A 15,558-nucleotide genomic window follows, 5' to 3' on the forward strand; every position below is an offset into this window, starting at 1 on the left:
AGACGACCGCGCCGAGCGACGCGAGGAGACGCGATGAGTGAGGCAGCCGCACCGGCGGGCGACATCCCCCCGTTCCGGTACACTGCGGCCCTGGCCAACGAGATCGAGCACCGTTGGCAGGACCACTGGGAGCGCGAGGGCACCTTCCACGCCCCCAACCCGACCGGGCCGCTGGCCGACCCCGACCACCCCCGGGCCGGCGCCGAGAAGCTCTACGTGCTGGACATGTTCCCCTACCCGTCCGGTGCCGGCCTGCACGTCGGGCACCCGCTGGGCTACATCGGCACCGACTGCTTCGCCCGCTACCAGCGGATGGCCGGGCGCAACGTGCTGCACGCCATGGGCTTCGACGCGTTCGGCCTGCCCGCCGAGCAGTACGCGGTGCAGACCGGCACGCACCCGCGGACGACCACCGAGGCGAACATCGAGCGGTACCGCGCCCAGCTGCGCCGGCTGGGCCTGGCCCACGACGAGCGCCGCTCGGTCGCCACGATCGACACGGACTTCTACCGCTGGACCCAGTGGATCTTCCTGCAGATCTTCAACTCCTGGTACGACCCGGACGCCCGCCGGGCCCGGCCGATCGCCGAGCTGATCGCCGAGTTCGAGGGGGGCACCCGGCCCACCCCGGACGGCCGCCCCTGGGCCGAGCTGTCGGTGGCCGAGCGCCGGCGCGTCGTCGACGACCACCGGCTGGCGTACGTCTCGGAGGCGCCGGTGAACTGGTGCCCGGGGCTGGGCACCGTCCTGGCCAACGAGGAGGTCACCGCCGACGGCCGCTCCGAGCGGGGCAACTTCCCGGTCTTCAAGCGCAACCTGAAGCAGTGGATGATGCGGATCACCGCGTACGGTGACCGGCTGCTGGAGGACCTGGACAAGCTGGACTGGCCCGAGGCGATCAAGCTGATGCAGCGCAACTGGATCGGCCGGTCGCAGGGCGCCCACATCGACTTCCCGACGGGCGCGGAGCCGATCCGGGTGTTCACGACCCGGCCGGACACGATCTTCGGGGCCACCTACATGGTGCTGGCGCCGGAGCACGAGCTGGTCGACGCGCTGGTGCCGGCGGCCTGGCCGGAGGGGACGAAGGACGCCTGGACGGGCGGGCACGCCAGCCCCCGCGAGGCGGTCGAGGCGTACCGCAAGGCGGCGGCGGCCAAGACGGACGTCGAGCGGCAGGCCGAGACGAAGGAGAAGACCGGCGTCTTCATCGGGGCGTACGCCACCAACCCGGTCAACGACGCCCAGATCCCGATCTTCATCGCCGACTACGTGCTGGCCGGCTACGGCACCGGCGCGATCATGGCGGTGCCGGCCCAGGACGAGCGGGACTGGGAGTTCGCCGAGGTCTTCGACCTGCCCATCGTCCGGACGGTGCAGCCGGCCGAGGGCTTCGACGGCAAGGCGTACACCGGGGACGGCCCGGCCATCAACAGCGCCGCGCCCGACCGCGGCCTGGACCTGGACGGCCTGGGCGTCGCCGACGCCAAGGCCCGCGTCATCGAGTGGCTGGAGGCCAACGGGCACGGCCGCGGCGCGGTCACCTACCGGCTGCGGGACTGGCTGTTCAGCCGCCAGCGCTACTGGGGCGAGCCGTTCCCGATCGTCTACGACGAGACGGGCGCGGCGATCGCGCTGCCCGAGGAGATGCTGCCGGTCGAGCTGCCGGAGGTGGACGACTTCTCGCCGAAGACGTATGACCCCGACGACGCCGACTCGACCCCGGAGACCCCGCTGTCGCGCGCCCGCGACTGGGTGGAGGTCGAGCTGGACCTGGGTGACGGGCCGAAGCGGTACACGCGGGAGACCAACGTGATGCCGCAGTGGGCCGGCTCCTGCTGGTACGAGCTGCGCTACCTGGACCCGACCAACGCGCAGCGGTTCGTGGACGCGGAGAACGAGCGGTACTGGATGGGGCCGCGCGGCGAGGGCGACTGCGGCGGCACCGACCTGTACGTCGGCGGCGCCGAGCACGCCGTGCTGCACCTGCTGTACGCCCGGTTCTGGCACAAGGTGCTGTACGACCTGGGCCACGTCTCGAGCTTCGAGCCGTTCCGCAAGCTGTTCAACCAGGGCATGATCCAGGCGTACGCGTACACCGACTCGCGGGGCAGCTACGTGCAGGCCGAGGAGGTCGTCGAGGTCGGCGGCCGGTACTTCCACGGCGAGACCGAGGTCAACCGCGAGTACGGCAAGATGGGCAAGTCCCTGAAGAACGTCGTCACGCCCGACGACATGTGCGCGGCGTACGGCGCGGACACGTTCCGGGTCTACGAGATGTCGATGGGCCCGCTGGAGGTGTCCCGCCCCTGGGAGACCCGTGCCGTGGTCGGCTCGTACCGCTTCCTGCAGCGGGTCTGGCGCGCCGTCGTCGACGAGCAGACCGGCGAGCTGCGGGTGACCGACGACCCGGCCGACGAGGCGACCCGGCGGCTGCTGCACCGGGTGATCGACGGCGTCCGCGGCGACATGGAGGCGATCCGGTTCAACACGGCTATCGCCAAGCTGATCGAGCTGACCAACGCGCTGACCCGGCTGCCGACCACGCCGCGCGAGGTGGCCGAGCCCCTGGTGCTGATGCTGGCCCCGTTCGCGCCGCACATCGCCGAGGAGCTGTGGCGGCGGCTGGGGCACGGGACGTCCCTGACGTACGCGGACTTCCCGACGGCCGACCCGGCGCTGCTGGTGGCCGAGTCGGTGACCTACCCCGTGCAGGTCAACGGCAAGGTCCGCGGCCGGGTCGAGGTGCCCGCCGACGCGTCCGAGGAGGCCGTGCGGGCCGCCGCCCTGGAGGCGGTCGCCGGCAACCTGGGCGGCCGGGAGCCCCGCAAGGTCATCCTCGTCGCGGGCCGGATGGTCTCGGTCGTCGTCTGACGACCACCGCCACGGCCGACCGGCCGCCCGCCCGGGCGGCCGGTCAGCCGGCGAGCGCCGCCCGCACGGCCGGGCGGTGCCGTCGCAACCAGGCGTGCCAGCCGCGGACCAGCTCCACGACGCCGGCCGCCCGCAGGCGGCGCATGCCGGGCTCGTCACGCTCGGCGCCGGCCGCGATCCCGCGCCAGGTGCCCTCCATCTGGTCGAGCATCACGTCGACGAGTTCCCGGCGGGGGAGCGTCACCGGATCGGGGGAGCGGCGCCCGGCCGGGAGCGGGCCGGTCCCGGCCGCGAGGGGCCGGGCCCCGGGCGGGTGCGGTGCGGTGCCGGCCGCGTGCGCTGCGGCCCCGGCCGCGTCGTACCCGTCGCAGATGAGCCGGCACCGGCGGGCGAACTCGCCCGGGTCCGCGCCCGGACCGGACTCCGCCCAGTGCCAGCACGCGAACGCCACGTCCTCGATCCGGCGTCCGGGCGCGGCCCGGTCCCAGTCGACGAACGCGACGGGCAGCAGCCCGTCCGGCGTGTCCCGGTAGACCGTGTTCTTCGGCGACAGGTCACCGTGGCAGACCGTCTCGGCTCCGGCGGCCAGCGGGCTGCCGGCGCACGCGTCGTGCAGCCGCCGGATCAGCCCGCCCAGCCCGATCAGCGCCGCGTCGGCGAAGTAGGCCGGATCCTCCCGGTCCCGCCACGGCACCCGGCCCTCGACGTAGCTGAGCACCTGCCGCCCGTGAGCGTCGCGGCCGAGGTGGCGCGGTGCGAGGTCCGCGCCCACGCGGTGGAGGTGGGTCAGGAGCCCGGCCACGTACGCGTCGCGGGCCGGCGACGTGCGGCGGACGGTGTCCCCGACCCGGACCACCTCGGCGACGAACCCGCCGGGCAGGCGCTCCGGCGGGCCCGGGGCCCGCACCTCGGCGTCGGGCACCGTCAGCCCTGCGCGGTGCGGCGGCGGCGCTCGGCCCGCCACAGCCGACGGACCAGCACGGCGCCCGCGACGAGGCCGAGCCCGGCGGGAGCCACGGCGAACCAGTTGACGTCGGCCGGCGAGGTGACCGCCGCGCCGACCGCGGCGTACCCGAACGCGCTCGGCACGGCGGCGATCACGCTGCCGGCGAGGAACGGCAGCAGCCGCGCCCCGGTGGTGCCGTAGCCGTAGCTGACCAGGCCGTACCCGGCGATGGGCACGAGCCGGACGGTCACGACGCCGAGCACGCTCTGCCGGGCGAACCAGCCGTCGAGGCGGGCCAGCCGGCCGCGGACGCGCTCGGCGACGAACTGCCGGCCCAGCAGCCGGCCGACCGCGAACCCCACCGCGGCGGCCAGGAGCGCGGCGGTCAGCGCGTACCCGGCGCCCTCCAGCGGACCGAAGATCGCCCCGGAGGCGAGGGTGATGAAGGTGCGCGGCACCAGGGCGACGAGCAGCAGCGCGCCGGCGAGGACGGCCGCCACCGGGGCGAGCCCGCCGAGCCGGTCGGCGAGCCGGGGCAGCTCGGACGGGTCCGGCAGGGGCACCACGAGCAGCAGCGCGCCACACGCCGCCACGATGAGCAGCAGGAACGCGAACCGGACGGCCGACGGCTGGCGCAGCAGCCGCCGGACGGCGGGCGTCATCCGCGCGCGGCGGCCACCGCGGCGCGTCGCTCGGCGCGGAGCCGCTCGGGCCAGGTGTCGTCCACCGGCGGGAGCTGGTGCACTCCGGTGGCCCACCGCAGCAGCAGGTCGGCCAGCGCGGGGTTGCGGGCCAGCGCCGGGCCGTGCGAGTACGTGCCGAGCAGCTTCCCGCGCCAGGCGCCCTCGGTGGCGCCGTCGTTGCCGACGCCCGCGGTGACCCGGGCCAGCGGCGCCACACCGGGCCCGAGGTGCGTACGCCCGCCGTGGTTCTCGAATCCGCTGAGCGGGGGCAGCCCCAGGCGCCCGTCGACGTCGCCGGCCAGCTCGCCCACGGCCCGGCTCTCGCCCCGGTCGGAGGTGATGTCGAGCAGTTCGAGCCCCGCGTACCTCGTGCCCTTGGCGAAGAAGGAGTTGCCGAGGAGCTGGTAGCCGGCGCAGACGCCGAACACCACGGAGCCCTGGGCCACGGCCCGGTGCAGCCCGCCGTCGGCGATCAACCGCTGCGCGCCGAGCGCCTGCGGGCCGTCCTCGCCGCCGCCGATGAGGTAGATGTCGGCCGTGGCGGGCAGCCGCTGGTCGGAGCGGACCTCCAGCACCTCGACGGGCATCCCGCGCTGGCGCGCGCGCCGGGCCAGGATCAGGGCGTTGCCCCGGTCGCCGTACGTGGAGAGCAGGTCGGGGTAGACCCAGACGATGCGCAGGCTCTCAGTTGACACGGTCCAACTCCGCTCGGATGTCCTGGAACGCGGTGTAGTTGGCGATGACCTCGAGGCGCCCCGGTGGCACCGCGCGGATCGCGTCGGTGAACGTCCGGACGTGCTGGAACGGCACGTCGTTGACGTCGAGCCGGACGGCGAGGTCGTACGCCCGGTCGCCGGTGATGAGCACCTGCCGGCCGCGCAGCGGGGCGAAGTCCACGTCGAAGAGCCATGACGTGTCCAGCCCGTCCGGGTCCCGCGCGTTGATCGACAACAGTGTCGGCGCCAGGTCGGCCATGTCGAACGCCTCCAGCCAGCTGGCCGGGTTCTTGGCCAGCAGCAGCCGGATGAGGCGCCCCTCCCGCTCGACCTGCGCGTAGCGGCCGGCCACCGAGGTGACGCTCGCGAGCCGCGACACCGCGTCGACCGGTCGGACGCCGAACTCGGCGGCCACCGCGAGCGCCGTGGCCGCGTTACCGATGTTGACCTTGCCGGGCAGTTGGAGGGAGACCTTGTGCCACGCGCCGGTCGGGTCCAGCACGCCGTCGTCCTCGACGACCCAGTGCGGCTGCGGGCGGCGCAGCGGGCACCCGCTGCACCACCACTGGTCGCCCGAGCGCTGGATGGTGGAGCCGCACTCGGGGCACACCCAGGAGTCGTCGTGCCACCGCTGGCCGGCGCTGAACCAGGTGACCGTGGGCGGCTTGATCCGGTGGTCGTGGGTGGGCGGGGGGGACGCGGCCCAGACGACCATCGGGTCGTCGGCGTTGGCGACCACCCGCACGTCGGGGTGCCGCACCAGCGCCGCGCGCCAGAGCTGCGCCATCATGGCGACCTCCTTGGCGCGGTCGAGCTGGTCGCGGGAGAGGTTGAGCAGTGCCACCACGTGCGGGTCGGTGGCCTCCAGGACCTGGGCGAGGTAGTGCTCGTCGACCTCGAGCACCGCGTACGGCGTGCTGCCCGCCTTGGCCAGCGCCGAGGTGTGGCCGGTGGGCATGTTGGCGCCGAACGAGTTGGTGGCGACCTTGCCGAGCACGCCGACCGCGGCGGCGGCCAGCCGGGTCGTGGTCGTCTTGCCGTTGGTGCCGGAGATGAGCGCGATCGCGCGTCCGGCGGCGAGGTGCGCGAGCAGGTCGGGGTCGATCTTGAGGCCGATCCATCCGCCGATCACCGAACCGTCACCCCGGCCGGCGGCCCGCGACAGCGCCGCGGCCGTCCGGGACACGGAGCTGGCCACCTTCGCCCGCAGGGGCATCTTCGCGTCCGTCACGCGAGCGAGGTTACCGGACCCTCGGCTCCGCCAGATCGCCGCCGACGGCGAACCGTTCGGCCGGGGAGCCCGGGCGGGTGGCCGGTTTCGCCTCGGCCGGACGGAGTCGATCTATGTCGGGAAACGGACGCCGCCGGCGGGGCGCCACGGCCCTCCACTCGGCTCCACCCCCTGTGACGTGCTGTTTTGCGCGGAGATCGGGCGCGCCACGCGGGCGTTTCCGGTTGCAGGTGGAGGGAAGTGGAGTAGAGTGGGGCCCAATGGTGAGGCCGGGAGGGCCCACCGGCCCGGGGGGTCAGCGGCGCCGCGAACGCCGCTCAAGGGCGAGGGGGTTGGGCCGTGTTCCTCGGCACCCACACTCCGCGCCTGGACGACAAAGGCCGGTTGATCCTTCCGGCGAAGTTCCGGGATGAGCTGGCGGGGGGTGTCGTGATCACGAAAGGGCAGGAGCGCTGCCTCTACGTCTTCCCGATGCCCGAGTTCCAGCGGATCGCGGAGCAGTTGCGCGCCCAACCGATGACGAGCAAGGCGGCCCGGGCCTACAGCCGGGTCTTCTTCGCCAGCGCGCACGACGAGGTGCCGGACAAGCAGGGCCGGGTGACGATCCCGGCCCACCTGCGGGAGTACGCGGCGCTCGACCGCGATCTGGTCGTGATCGGCGCGAGCACACGGGTGGAGATCTGGGACAAGGCCGCCTGGGAGTCCTACCTCGCCGAGAGCGAAGACGAGTTCGCCGACATCGAGGAGGGGGTGCTGCCCGGCGGTCTGTAGGCGGAACGGCGCTCGGCGTACTGCGAGATCTCCAGCCGCTTTCGAGTTCCTGGCACCCCTTCCCCGGTGCCAGGCGCACGATCCACGGGGGGCCCGCGGCCTCGCGGCGGACGGGAGCGGATGGGGATCTGGCGGTACGGCGACGGCGCCGTCCGACGCGGGGCGCGAGAGCGGAAGAACGGTTACCAGCAGTGGGGGTCGACATGGGGGAGCTACGCGGCACGCACGTGCCGGTGCTGCTCGAGAGGTGTCTCGAGCTGCTCGCCCCCGCGCTGGACCGGGGCGACCGGACGGTGTACGTCGACGCCACGCTGGGCCTGGGCGGGCACGCCGAGGCGGTGCTCGAGGCGCACCCGCGGACGGTCCTCGTCGGGCTCGACCGGGACACCGAGGCCCTCGCGCACGCGCGGGTGCGGCTGGCCCGTTTCGCCGACCGGATCCACCTCGAGCACGCGGTCTACGACGAGTTGCCCGACGTGCTCGACCGGCTCGGTTACCCGGGCGTGGACGGGATCCTTTTCGACCTGGGGGTCTCGTCGCTGCAACTGGACGCGCCCGACCGCGGGTTCGCCTACGCGCAGGACGCACCGCTCGACATGCGCATGGACCAGACCCGGGGGGTGACCGCCGAGGAGGTGGTCAACACCTACAGCCACCCGGAGCTGGCCCGGGTGCTGCGGGTGTACGGCGAGGAGAGGTTCGCCGGGCGGATCGCCTCGGCGATCGTCCGGGAGCGGGAACGCGCCCGGATCACCTCGTCGGCCCGGCTCGCGGAGCTGGTACGGGAGGCCATTCCGGCACCAGCCCGACGAACCGGGGGACACCCGGCAAAGAGAACGTTTCAGGCTTTGCGGATCGAGGTAAATCGGGAACTGGCCGCGCTGGAGACGGCGCTGCCGGCCGCGCTCGACGCGCTCAACGTCGGCGGTCGCATGGTGGTCCTGTCCTACCACTCGCTGGAGGACCGGCTCACCAAGGCGGCGCTCGCCGATCGGGTGCGCAGCACCGGCCCGATCGACCTCCCGGTCGAGCTGCCCGGCACGGGCCCGACGTTCCGGCTGTTGAGCCGGGGCGCGGAGCTGCCCGGGGAGCTCGAGGTCGCCGCGAACCCGCGCGCCGCCTCCGTGCGGCTGCGGGCCGCGGAACGCATCGACCCGGATGCCGAACGGCAGCGGCGGACCGACCGCGAACGGTCCCGCCGCCGGGTCAGGGCGATGCACCAACCGGGCACAGGGTCCGGCGGACCGGTGGGGGATCGGCGGCCGCCGGAGGACGACAGTGGGACGGACGTAGAGGGGGAGGGACATGAACGTTGACAGGCGCGAGCGCCGGGACTTCGCCGGCGTCGGGCAGCGCGCACCGCGGTCGGGGGGCCGGACCGCGGCGGAGCGGGCCACCCGCGCGGGTAACGGTACGTCACGCATCGACCGGGTGAACCGGCAGGGGGAGTCCCGCGCGCGGGGGGCGCGCGAGTTCCCGGTGCAGGGCACCGCGGCGCTGCGGCCGGCCGAGCGGGGTGGCGCCACCGCCGCGCGCCCGCCGCGGCTGCGGGTGGCGCCGCCGCCGCCGGTGAAGGTGCCGCGGGCGCCGTTCGCGGCGCTGATCGTGGTGCTCGTGGTCGGCGGGGTGCTCGGCATCCTGCTGGTCAACACCAAGATCAACGAGAACGCGTTCAAGCTGGAGAAGCTCGAGCAGCAGCAGGCCCGGCTGGACCTGGAGCAGCAGCAGCTGAACAAGCAGATCGCCAAGGCCGAGGCGCCGGGCAACCTGGTCGCCGAGGCCCGCCGGCTCGGGCTGGTCGAGTCGGGCGAGCCGGGGTACATCCGGCTGCCCGACGGCCAGACCATCGGCGTGCCGCAGCCGGCCACCGGCGAGCCGTCGGTGACCAGCCAGCAGGGCGCGGGACGCTGAACCGTGCCACCGAGGTCGGAGGACCCGCGCCGGGACGCCACGGGCTCCCGGCGCGGCTCGTCCCGGGAGAACACCGGCCGGGGCTCCGGCGAGCCGGGCGTCGGAGGCATCTCCGGCGCCCGGGCGTACACCCCGCGCGGGCGCACGATCCGCGAGGAGCGCGCCGGTCTGCCCCGCGGCGGCGCCGAGCAGCGGCGCACCCCGCGCAGCAGCCGCTCGGGTGACCCGTTCCGGCCCGCGTTGCAGGTCCTCGACGGCGGTCGCGCCGGCGCCACCCGGGCCACCCGTCGCGGCGCGCCCGCCACCGGCCGATCCGGCGTCGTCCGGACCGTCCAGGCACGTACGCCGGGCGGTGCCGGGGACGAGCCGCCCGGGCCGCGGCGCCGGACCGTCCCCCGCGCCCCGCGCCGGTCGGACCGGCCGGCGGCCCGCCGGCCCCCGCGCAAGCCGCCCCGGCCGCCGAAGCTCGCCGACCCGCGGCGGCGGCTGCGCCTGGGCACCGTGCTCACCCTGGCGCTCTTCGCCACCATCGGCATCCGGCTGGTCGTCCTCCAGGCCGTCGACGCGCCGGCGTACGCCGGTGGCGGGGTGACCGACCGGACCCGCACGGTGGACCTGCCGGCGCCCCGCGGCGCGATCTACGACCGGACCGGTGCCCCGCTGGCGCACAGCGTGGAGGCCCGGTACGTCTTCGCCGACCCCACGCTGATCGAGGACCCGGCGGCCACCGCGCGGGCGCTCTCCCCGCTGCTGGGCATCTCGGCGTCCAAGCTGACCAAGCTCATGCAGCCGCGCCGGCTGGAGAACGGCAACCCGTCGCGCTTCGAGTACCTCGCCCGGGGCGTCGAGGTCGCCACGGCCCGGCAGGTGCAGGCGCTGGAGCTGCCCGGCATCGGCGTGCACCGCGACGAGCGGCGCGAGGTGCCCGGCGACGACCTGGCCGCCAACCTCATCGGCTTCACGAGCGAGGACATGAACGGCCTGGAGGGGCTGGAGGCCCGCTACGACGACCTGCTGCGCGGCGAGGACGGCAAGCGGGTCTACGAGGCCGGCCAGGGCGACCTGGCCGCCCCCATCCCCGGCGGCTACAGCCGCACGACGCCGCCCAAGCCGGGCAGCTCGTTGCAGCTCACCATCGACCGCGACCTCCAGTACATGACCCAGGTGATCCTCAGCCGGCACATGGCGCGGGCCAAGGGCGGCACGGCCGCCGCCGTCGTGCTGGACCCGACCACCGGCGAGGTGCTGGCCCAGGCCAGCCACCCCACGTACAACGCGGCGAAGCCGCTCCCCAGCGACCCCGTGGCCCGGGAGGACGCCGCCACCAGCTTCGTGGTCGACCCCGGCTCGGTGCACAAGGCGATCACGTTCGGGGCGGCGCTCCAGGAGGGGGTCATCACGCCGGACACCGCCCTGCCGATCGAGAACAGCGTCAAGAAGGGCGACACCTGGTTCTCCGACACCCACCCGGCCAACGGGCGGAGGATGAGCGTCGCGGGGATGCTCGCGTACTCCTCGAACGTCGGCACCATCAAGATCGCCGACGAGCTGGGCCAGGACCGGCTGATTGACTACCAGCGCCGGTTCGGGCTGGGCCAGCCCACCGGGGAGGGCATGCCGGGCGAGGCCAGCGGCCGGCTGCTGCCCGCCGAGGAGTGGAGCGAGTCGTCGTACGGGTCGGTGCCGATCGGGCACAGCGTGGACGCCACGCCGCTGCAGATGGCCGCCGCGTACGCCGCCATCGCCAACGACGGGACGTACGTCCAGCCGCACCTCGTCAAGGAGGTGATCGGCCCGGACGGCACCCGTACGCCGGCCAAGCCCCCGGTCACCCGCCCGGTGCTCAGCCCGGCGAACGCGGCGGCGCTGCGCACCCTGCTGGAGGCGGTCACCACCGTCGAGGGCGCCACCGGCACCACCGCCGCCGTTCCCGGCTTCCGGGTCGCCGGCAAGACCGGCACGGGGTGGCGGCTCGTGGACGGGAGGAAGCAGCCCGGCGAGGTCAACTCGTTCATCGGGATGGCACCGGCCGAGAAGCCCCGCTACGTTATCGCCGTCTTCGTCTACGCGCCCCAGGGCGGGGGCGCCGCGATCGCCAATCCGGCGTTCAAGGAGATGATGCAGTTCACTCTCCGTCACTACAAGGTGCCGCCGTCGACCACGAGCAAACCGCCCAAGTTCGTCGTCTATCCGCGCTGACCAGCCATGGCGGGACATCATCGGTGAGTGCGGACGAACCACCGGGGCGGCGGTGCGGCCGGCGCCGGACGACCGGGTAGGGTCTGACGCCGTGCCCGGCAATCCTCGCCCCCGTACCGTCACCGGCACCCGGCTCGGCGACCTCGCGGCCCGGCTCGCCGTCGAGCCGCCCGCCGACGCCGCCGACGTGCTGGTCACCGGCGTCACCCACGCGAGTCAGGAGGTCCGCCCCGGCGACCTGTACGCGGCGCTGCCCGGCGCCCGCAGGCACGGCGCCGAGTTCGCCGCCGCGGCGGCCGGGGCCGGCGCGGTGGCCGCCCTCACCGACCCGGCCGGCGCCCCGCTGGTGGCCGCGGCCGGCCTGCCGGCGATCGTCGTGGCCGACCCCCGGGAGGCCCTCGGTGGGCTCGCCGCCGCGGTGTACGGCGACCCGACCGCCGACCTGACCGTCATCGGGGTGACCGGCACCGCCGGCAAGACCTCCACCGCCTACCTCATCGAGTCCGGGCTGCGGGCCGCCGGCCACACGACCGGGTTGATCGGCACCGTGGAGACCCGCCTCGGCGACGTGACGATCGACAGCGTGCGGACCACGCCCGAGGCGACCGACCTGCACGCCATGCTCGCGGCCGCGCGGGAGCGCGGGGTGACCGCGGTGGTCATGGAGGTGTCCAGCCACGCGCTCGCGATGGGCCGGGTCGGGGGCGTCCGGTTCACCGTCGGCGGCTACACCAACTTCGGCTCCGACCACCTCGACTTCCACGCCGACTCGGCCGAGTACTTCGCCGCGAAGGCCCGGCTGTTCGACGGGCGCTGCGCCGTCGAGGTGCTCAACCACGACGACCCGGCGCTGCGGCCGCTGTTCAAGCCGGCCACGGTCAGCTACTCGGCGGCCGGCGACCCGGCGGCCACCTGGTGGGCCGACGGCGTCGGCGGCGAGGGGTACGCGCAGCGGTTCACCGTGCACGGCCCGGACGGTCTCGTCGTGCCCGGCAGCGTGGCGCTGCCCGGCCGGCACAACGTGGCCAACGCGCTGCTCGCGATCGCCGCGCTCGTGGCGGTCGGGGTGGAGCCCGGCACCGCAGTGGCCGGGGTGGCCGCGTGCGGCGGCGTCCCGGGCCGGCTGGAGCTGGTCACCCCCGCGGACGCCCCGGTGCGCGGGGTGGTCGACTACGCGCACAAGCCGGACGCGATCGTGGCCGCGCTGGCCGCGCTGCGCGAGTTGAGCGCCGGCCGGCTGATCTGCGTGATCGGCGCCGGCGGGGACCGGGACCGGGGCAAGCGTCCGGTGATGGGCGCCGCCGCGGCGGAGGGAGCCGACGTGGTGCTGGTGACCGACGACAACCCGCGGACCGAGGATCCGGCCGCGATCCGCGCCGAGGTGCTCGCCGGGGCGCGGCAGGCCGGTACGACGGCCCGGATCGAGGAGGTGGCCGGCCGGCGGGCGGCCATCGACGAGGCGGTACGGCTCGCCGAGCCGGGCGACGTGATCGCGGTCCTCGGCAAGGGACACGAACGCGGGCAGGAGGTGGCCGGCGAGGTACTGCCGTTCGACGACCACACCGAACTGGCCGACGCCCTGCGCGCCCGCTTCGGCGACCTGGCGGGTCACCGGTGATCCCGCTCACGCTGGCCGAGGTGGCCGCCGCCGTCGACGGCCGGCTCGTCGGCGCCGATCCGGACGCGCGCGTCACCGGCCCGGTCGAGTTCGACTCGCGCAAGGTCGAGGCCGGCGGCCTCTTCGTGGCCTTCCCCGGGGAGAAGGTCGACGGGCACGACTACGCGGCCGGCGCCGTCGAGGCCGGCGCGGTCGCCGTGCTCGGCAGCCGGGAGGTGCCCGGGGTGCCCATGGTGCTGGTCGCCGACGCCCGGGCCGCCATGGGCCGGCTGGCCCGCGCCGTGGTCGACCGGCTGCCGCAGCTCACCGTCATCGGGCTCACCGGATCGTCGGGCAAGACCACCACCAAGGACCTCGTCGCGCAGCTCACCGCGCGGCTCGGGGCCACGGTCGCGCCGCCCGGCTCGTTCAACAACGAGCTGGGGCACCCGTACACGGCGTTGAAGGCCGGCCCGGACACCCGCTACCTCGTCATGGAGAAGGGCGCCCGCGGCGTGGGGCACGTGCGCTACCTCTGCGAGCTGGTGCCGCCCCGGATCTCGGTGGTGCTCAACGTGGGGACCTCGCACATCGGCGAGTTCGGCTCCCGGGAGGCGATCGCCCAGGCCAAGGGGGAGCTGGTCGAGGCGCTGCCGCCCGACGGGCTGGCGGTGCTCAACGCCGACGACGACCTCGTGTCCGCCATGGCGTCCCGCACGTCCGCCCGCGTGGTCCGCTACGGCGAGGCGGCCGACGCCGACGTGCGGGCCGAGGACGTGACGCTCGACGAGCGGGGACGGCCCGCGTACACCCTCGTCACCCCGGAGGGGCGCGTGCCCGTGCGGCTCGCGCTGACCGGCCGCCACCAGGTCTCCAACACGCTCGCCGCGGCGGCGGTCGCCCGGGAGCTGGGCATGCCGCTGGCCGAGCTGGCGGAGGCGCTGGGTGAGCTGCGGCTGATCTCCACGCGGCGGATGGACGTCTTCGACCGCCCCGACGGGGTGACCGTCATCGACGACTCGTACAACGCCAACCCCGGCTCGATGGCCGTCGCGCTGAAGGCGCTGGCCGCCCTCGGCCGGGGGCGGCGTACCGTCGCCGTGCTGGGCTACATGGCCGAGCTGGGCCCGTACGAGCGCGACGGGCACGCCGAGGTCGGCCGGTTGGCCGCCGAACTCGGCGTCGACCGGCTGCTCGTGGTGGGCGAGCCGGCCGCGCCCATCCACGAGGGCGCGACAGCGGTAGGCAACTGGGGAGGAGAATCGGTGCTGCTCACCGATCAGGCGGCAGCCGTCGAGGTGCTGCGGGGCGAGCTACGGCCGGGCGATGTCGTCCTGGTCAAGGGCTCCCGTTACCGCACCTGGGAGGTGGCCGACGCGCTGCGCGCGGACGGCGGTGCGGAGGCGAGCGAGGGCGGGGCCGCATGAGGGCGGTGATCGTCGCCGTCGGGGTGGCGTTCCTCATCTCGCTCTTCTGCACCCCGATCGCGATCAAGGTCTTCACGCGCCTCAAGGCCGGTCAGCCCATCCGCGCCGAGGGCCCGGCCATGCACCAGGGCAAGAAGGGCACGCCGACGATGGGCGGCGTGGTGTTCATCCTCGCCACGGTCATCGCGTACGTCGCCGGCCACCTGGCCCTGACCACGCTGCCGGACAAGCAGATCGCGCAGGTCGAGCCGACCATCACGGCGCTGGTGCTGCTGGGGCTCATGGTGTTCTCCGGCGCGGTCGGCTTCATCGACGACTTCCTGAAGGTGCGCAAGCGGCACAGCGGCGGCCTCAACAAGCGGGGCAAGCTGCTCGGCCAGATCCTGGTGGGCGCGGTCTTCGGCGTCATCGCGCTCTACTTCCCGAGCACCATGACCGACGCGCAGGGACAGGCGACCAACACCGAGACCGTCGGCAGCACCACGCTGAGCTTCATCCGGGACATCCCGGCGCTGGATCTCACCAAGGTCGGCGCGGTGGTCCTCTTCATCTTCGTGGTGATGGCCGCGACCAACGGCGTGAACCTCACCGACGGTCTGGACGGCCTGGCCACCGGCGCCTCGGTGATGGTCCTCGCGGCGTACGCGCTGATCGCCTTCTGGCAGTACCGGCACTGGTGCGCCGACCCGGACTACACGCAGGCCTACTGCTACACCGTCCGGGACCCGTTGGAGATCGCGCTGATCGCCGGTGCGGCGGCCGGCGCCTGTGTGGGCTTCCTGTGGTGGAACACCTCGCCGGCGCGGATCTTCATGGGTGACACCGGAGCGCTCGGCCTCGGCGGCCTGATCGCCGGCATGGCGATGTCCACCCGGACCATCCTGCTGCTGCCGATCATCGGCGGTCTCTTCGTGATCATCACGATGTCCGTGGTGATTCAGATCATCTCGTTCCGGACCACCGGCAAGCGGGTCTTCCGGATGTCGCCGTTGCAGCACCACTTCGAACTCGCGGGGTGGAGCGAGGTCAACATCGTGGTCCGGTTCTGGATCATCGCGGGGATCGGCGTCGCCATCGCCCTGGGCCTCTTCTACAGCGAGTTCCTCGCCAACGTCACCTAACCCGACCCCCCCCCGTCGCCCCCCGTCACCCCGTCGATCTTGCACTTTCGGCCCCCGGTATGCCCTGGTACGGGTGTTTCGT

General features: G+C 74.2%; 12 protein-coding genes. 8 read left to right on the top strand and 4 right to left on the bottom strand.

Annotation, left to right across the window (positions count from 1 at the left end; all coding sequences use genetic code 11):
* Positions 1-33: 33 nt before the first annotated feature.
* Positions 34-2,874, top strand: coding sequence for a leucine--tRNA ligase (gene leuS / locus D7I43_RS05250; RefSeq protein WP_120327237.1), 2,841 nt, complete (start codon positions 34-36; stop codon positions 2,872-2,874).
* Between the two features lie 43 nt (positions 2,875-2,917).
* On the opposite strand, the gene D7I43_RS05255 is transcribed toward leuS, so the two are convergent.
* From D7I43_RS05255 to D7I43_RS05270, 4 genes are read right to left on the bottom strand one after another with little or no spacing between them, the layout of a single operon-like run.
* On the bottom strand, positions 2,918-3,796 hold the full coding sequence (locus D7I43_RS05255) for a phosphotransferase family protein (protein ID WP_158610073.1): 879 nt from the start codon (positions 3,794-3,796) through the stop codon (positions 2,918-2,920).
* Positions 3,797-3,798: 2 nt separating this feature from the next.
* Positions 3,799-4,482, bottom strand: a complete 684-nt coding sequence (locus D7I43_RS05260; protein WP_120327239.1) for a TVP38/TMEM64 family protein — start codon at positions 4,480-4,482, stop codon at positions 3,799-3,801.
* On the bottom strand, positions 4,479-5,198 hold the full coding sequence (locus tag D7I43_RS05265; RefSeq protein ID WP_120327240.1) for a type 1 glutamine amidotransferase: 720 nt from the start codon (positions 5,196-5,198) through the stop codon (positions 4,479-4,481). Before D7I43_RS05265 ends, D7I43_RS05260 begins: the two co-directional genes overlap by 4 nt.
* Complete coding sequence (locus tag D7I43_RS05270) at positions 5,188-6,435, bottom strand: MurT ligase domain-containing protein (protein ID WP_120327421.1); 1,248 nt, start codon at positions 6,433-6,435, stop codon at positions 5,188-5,190. Before D7I43_RS05270 ends, D7I43_RS05265 begins: the two co-directional genes overlap by 11 nt.
* Before the next feature lie 354 nt (positions 6,436-6,789).
* Here D7I43_RS05270 and mraZ point away from each other — a divergent pair, with 354 nt between their 5' ends.
* From mraZ to mraY, 7 genes are all read left to right on the top strand, one after another.
* Positions 6,790-7,221: a division/cell wall cluster transcriptional repressor MraZ gene (gene mraZ, locus D7I43_RS05275; RefSeq protein WP_120327241.1), complete on the top strand. Its 432-nt coding sequence runs from the start codon at positions 6,790-6,792 to the stop codon at positions 7,219-7,221.
* A 203-nt stretch (positions 7,222-7,424) separates the two neighbouring features.
* Positions 7,425-8,537, top strand: coding sequence for a 16S rRNA (cytosine(1402)-N(4))-methyltransferase RsmH (gene rsmH, locus D7I43_RS05280; RefSeq protein WP_120327422.1), 1,113 nt, complete (start codon positions 7,425-7,427; stop codon positions 8,535-8,537).
* Positions 8,527-9,132, top strand: a complete 606-nt coding sequence (gene ftsL / locus D7I43_RS05285) for a cell division protein FtsL (protein WP_120327242.1) — start codon at positions 8,527-8,529, stop codon at positions 9,130-9,132. The genes rsmH and ftsL overlap by 11 nt, the downstream gene beginning before the upstream one ends.
* Before the next feature lie 3 nt (positions 9,133-9,135).
* Complete coding sequence (locus tag D7I43_RS05290) at positions 9,136-11,331, top strand: peptidoglycan D,D-transpeptidase FtsI family protein (RefSeq protein ID WP_120327243.1); 2,196 nt, start codon at positions 9,136-9,138, stop codon at positions 11,329-11,331.
* 52 nt (positions 11,332-11,383) lie between these two features.
* Positions 11,384-12,949 (top strand): UDP-N-acetylmuramoyl-L-alanyl-D-glutamate--2,6-diaminopimelate ligase, encoded by a 1,566-nt coding sequence (locus D7I43_RS05295; RefSeq protein ID WP_120327244.1) that lies wholly within the window; start codon positions 11,384-11,386, stop codon positions 12,947-12,949.
* Positions 12,946-14,355 carry a UDP-N-acetylmuramoyl-tripeptide--D-alanyl-D-alanine ligase gene (locus D7I43_RS05300; RefSeq protein WP_120327245.1) on the top strand — a complete coding sequence of 470 codons (1,410 nt, stop codon included), beginning with the start codon at positions 12,946-12,948 and terminating at the stop codon, positions 14,353-14,355. The genes D7I43_RS05295 and D7I43_RS05300 overlap by 4 nt, the downstream gene beginning before the upstream one ends.
* Positions 14,352-15,476 carry a phospho-N-acetylmuramoyl-pentapeptide-transferase gene (mraY, locus tag D7I43_RS05305; RefSeq protein ID WP_120327246.1) on the top strand — a complete coding sequence of 375 codons (1,125 nt, stop codon included), beginning with the start codon at positions 14,352-14,354 and terminating at the stop codon, positions 15,474-15,476. The genes D7I43_RS05300 and mraY overlap by 4 nt, the downstream gene beginning before the upstream one ends.
* Positions 15,477-15,558 lie beyond the last annotated feature (82 nt).

Origin of the sequence: Micromonospora globbae, from assembly GCF_003610785.1 — a bacterium.
In the GTDB taxonomy this organism is placed as follows: domain Bacteria; phylum Actinomycetota; class Actinomycetes; order Mycobacteriales; family Micromonosporaceae; genus Micromonospora; species Micromonospora globbae.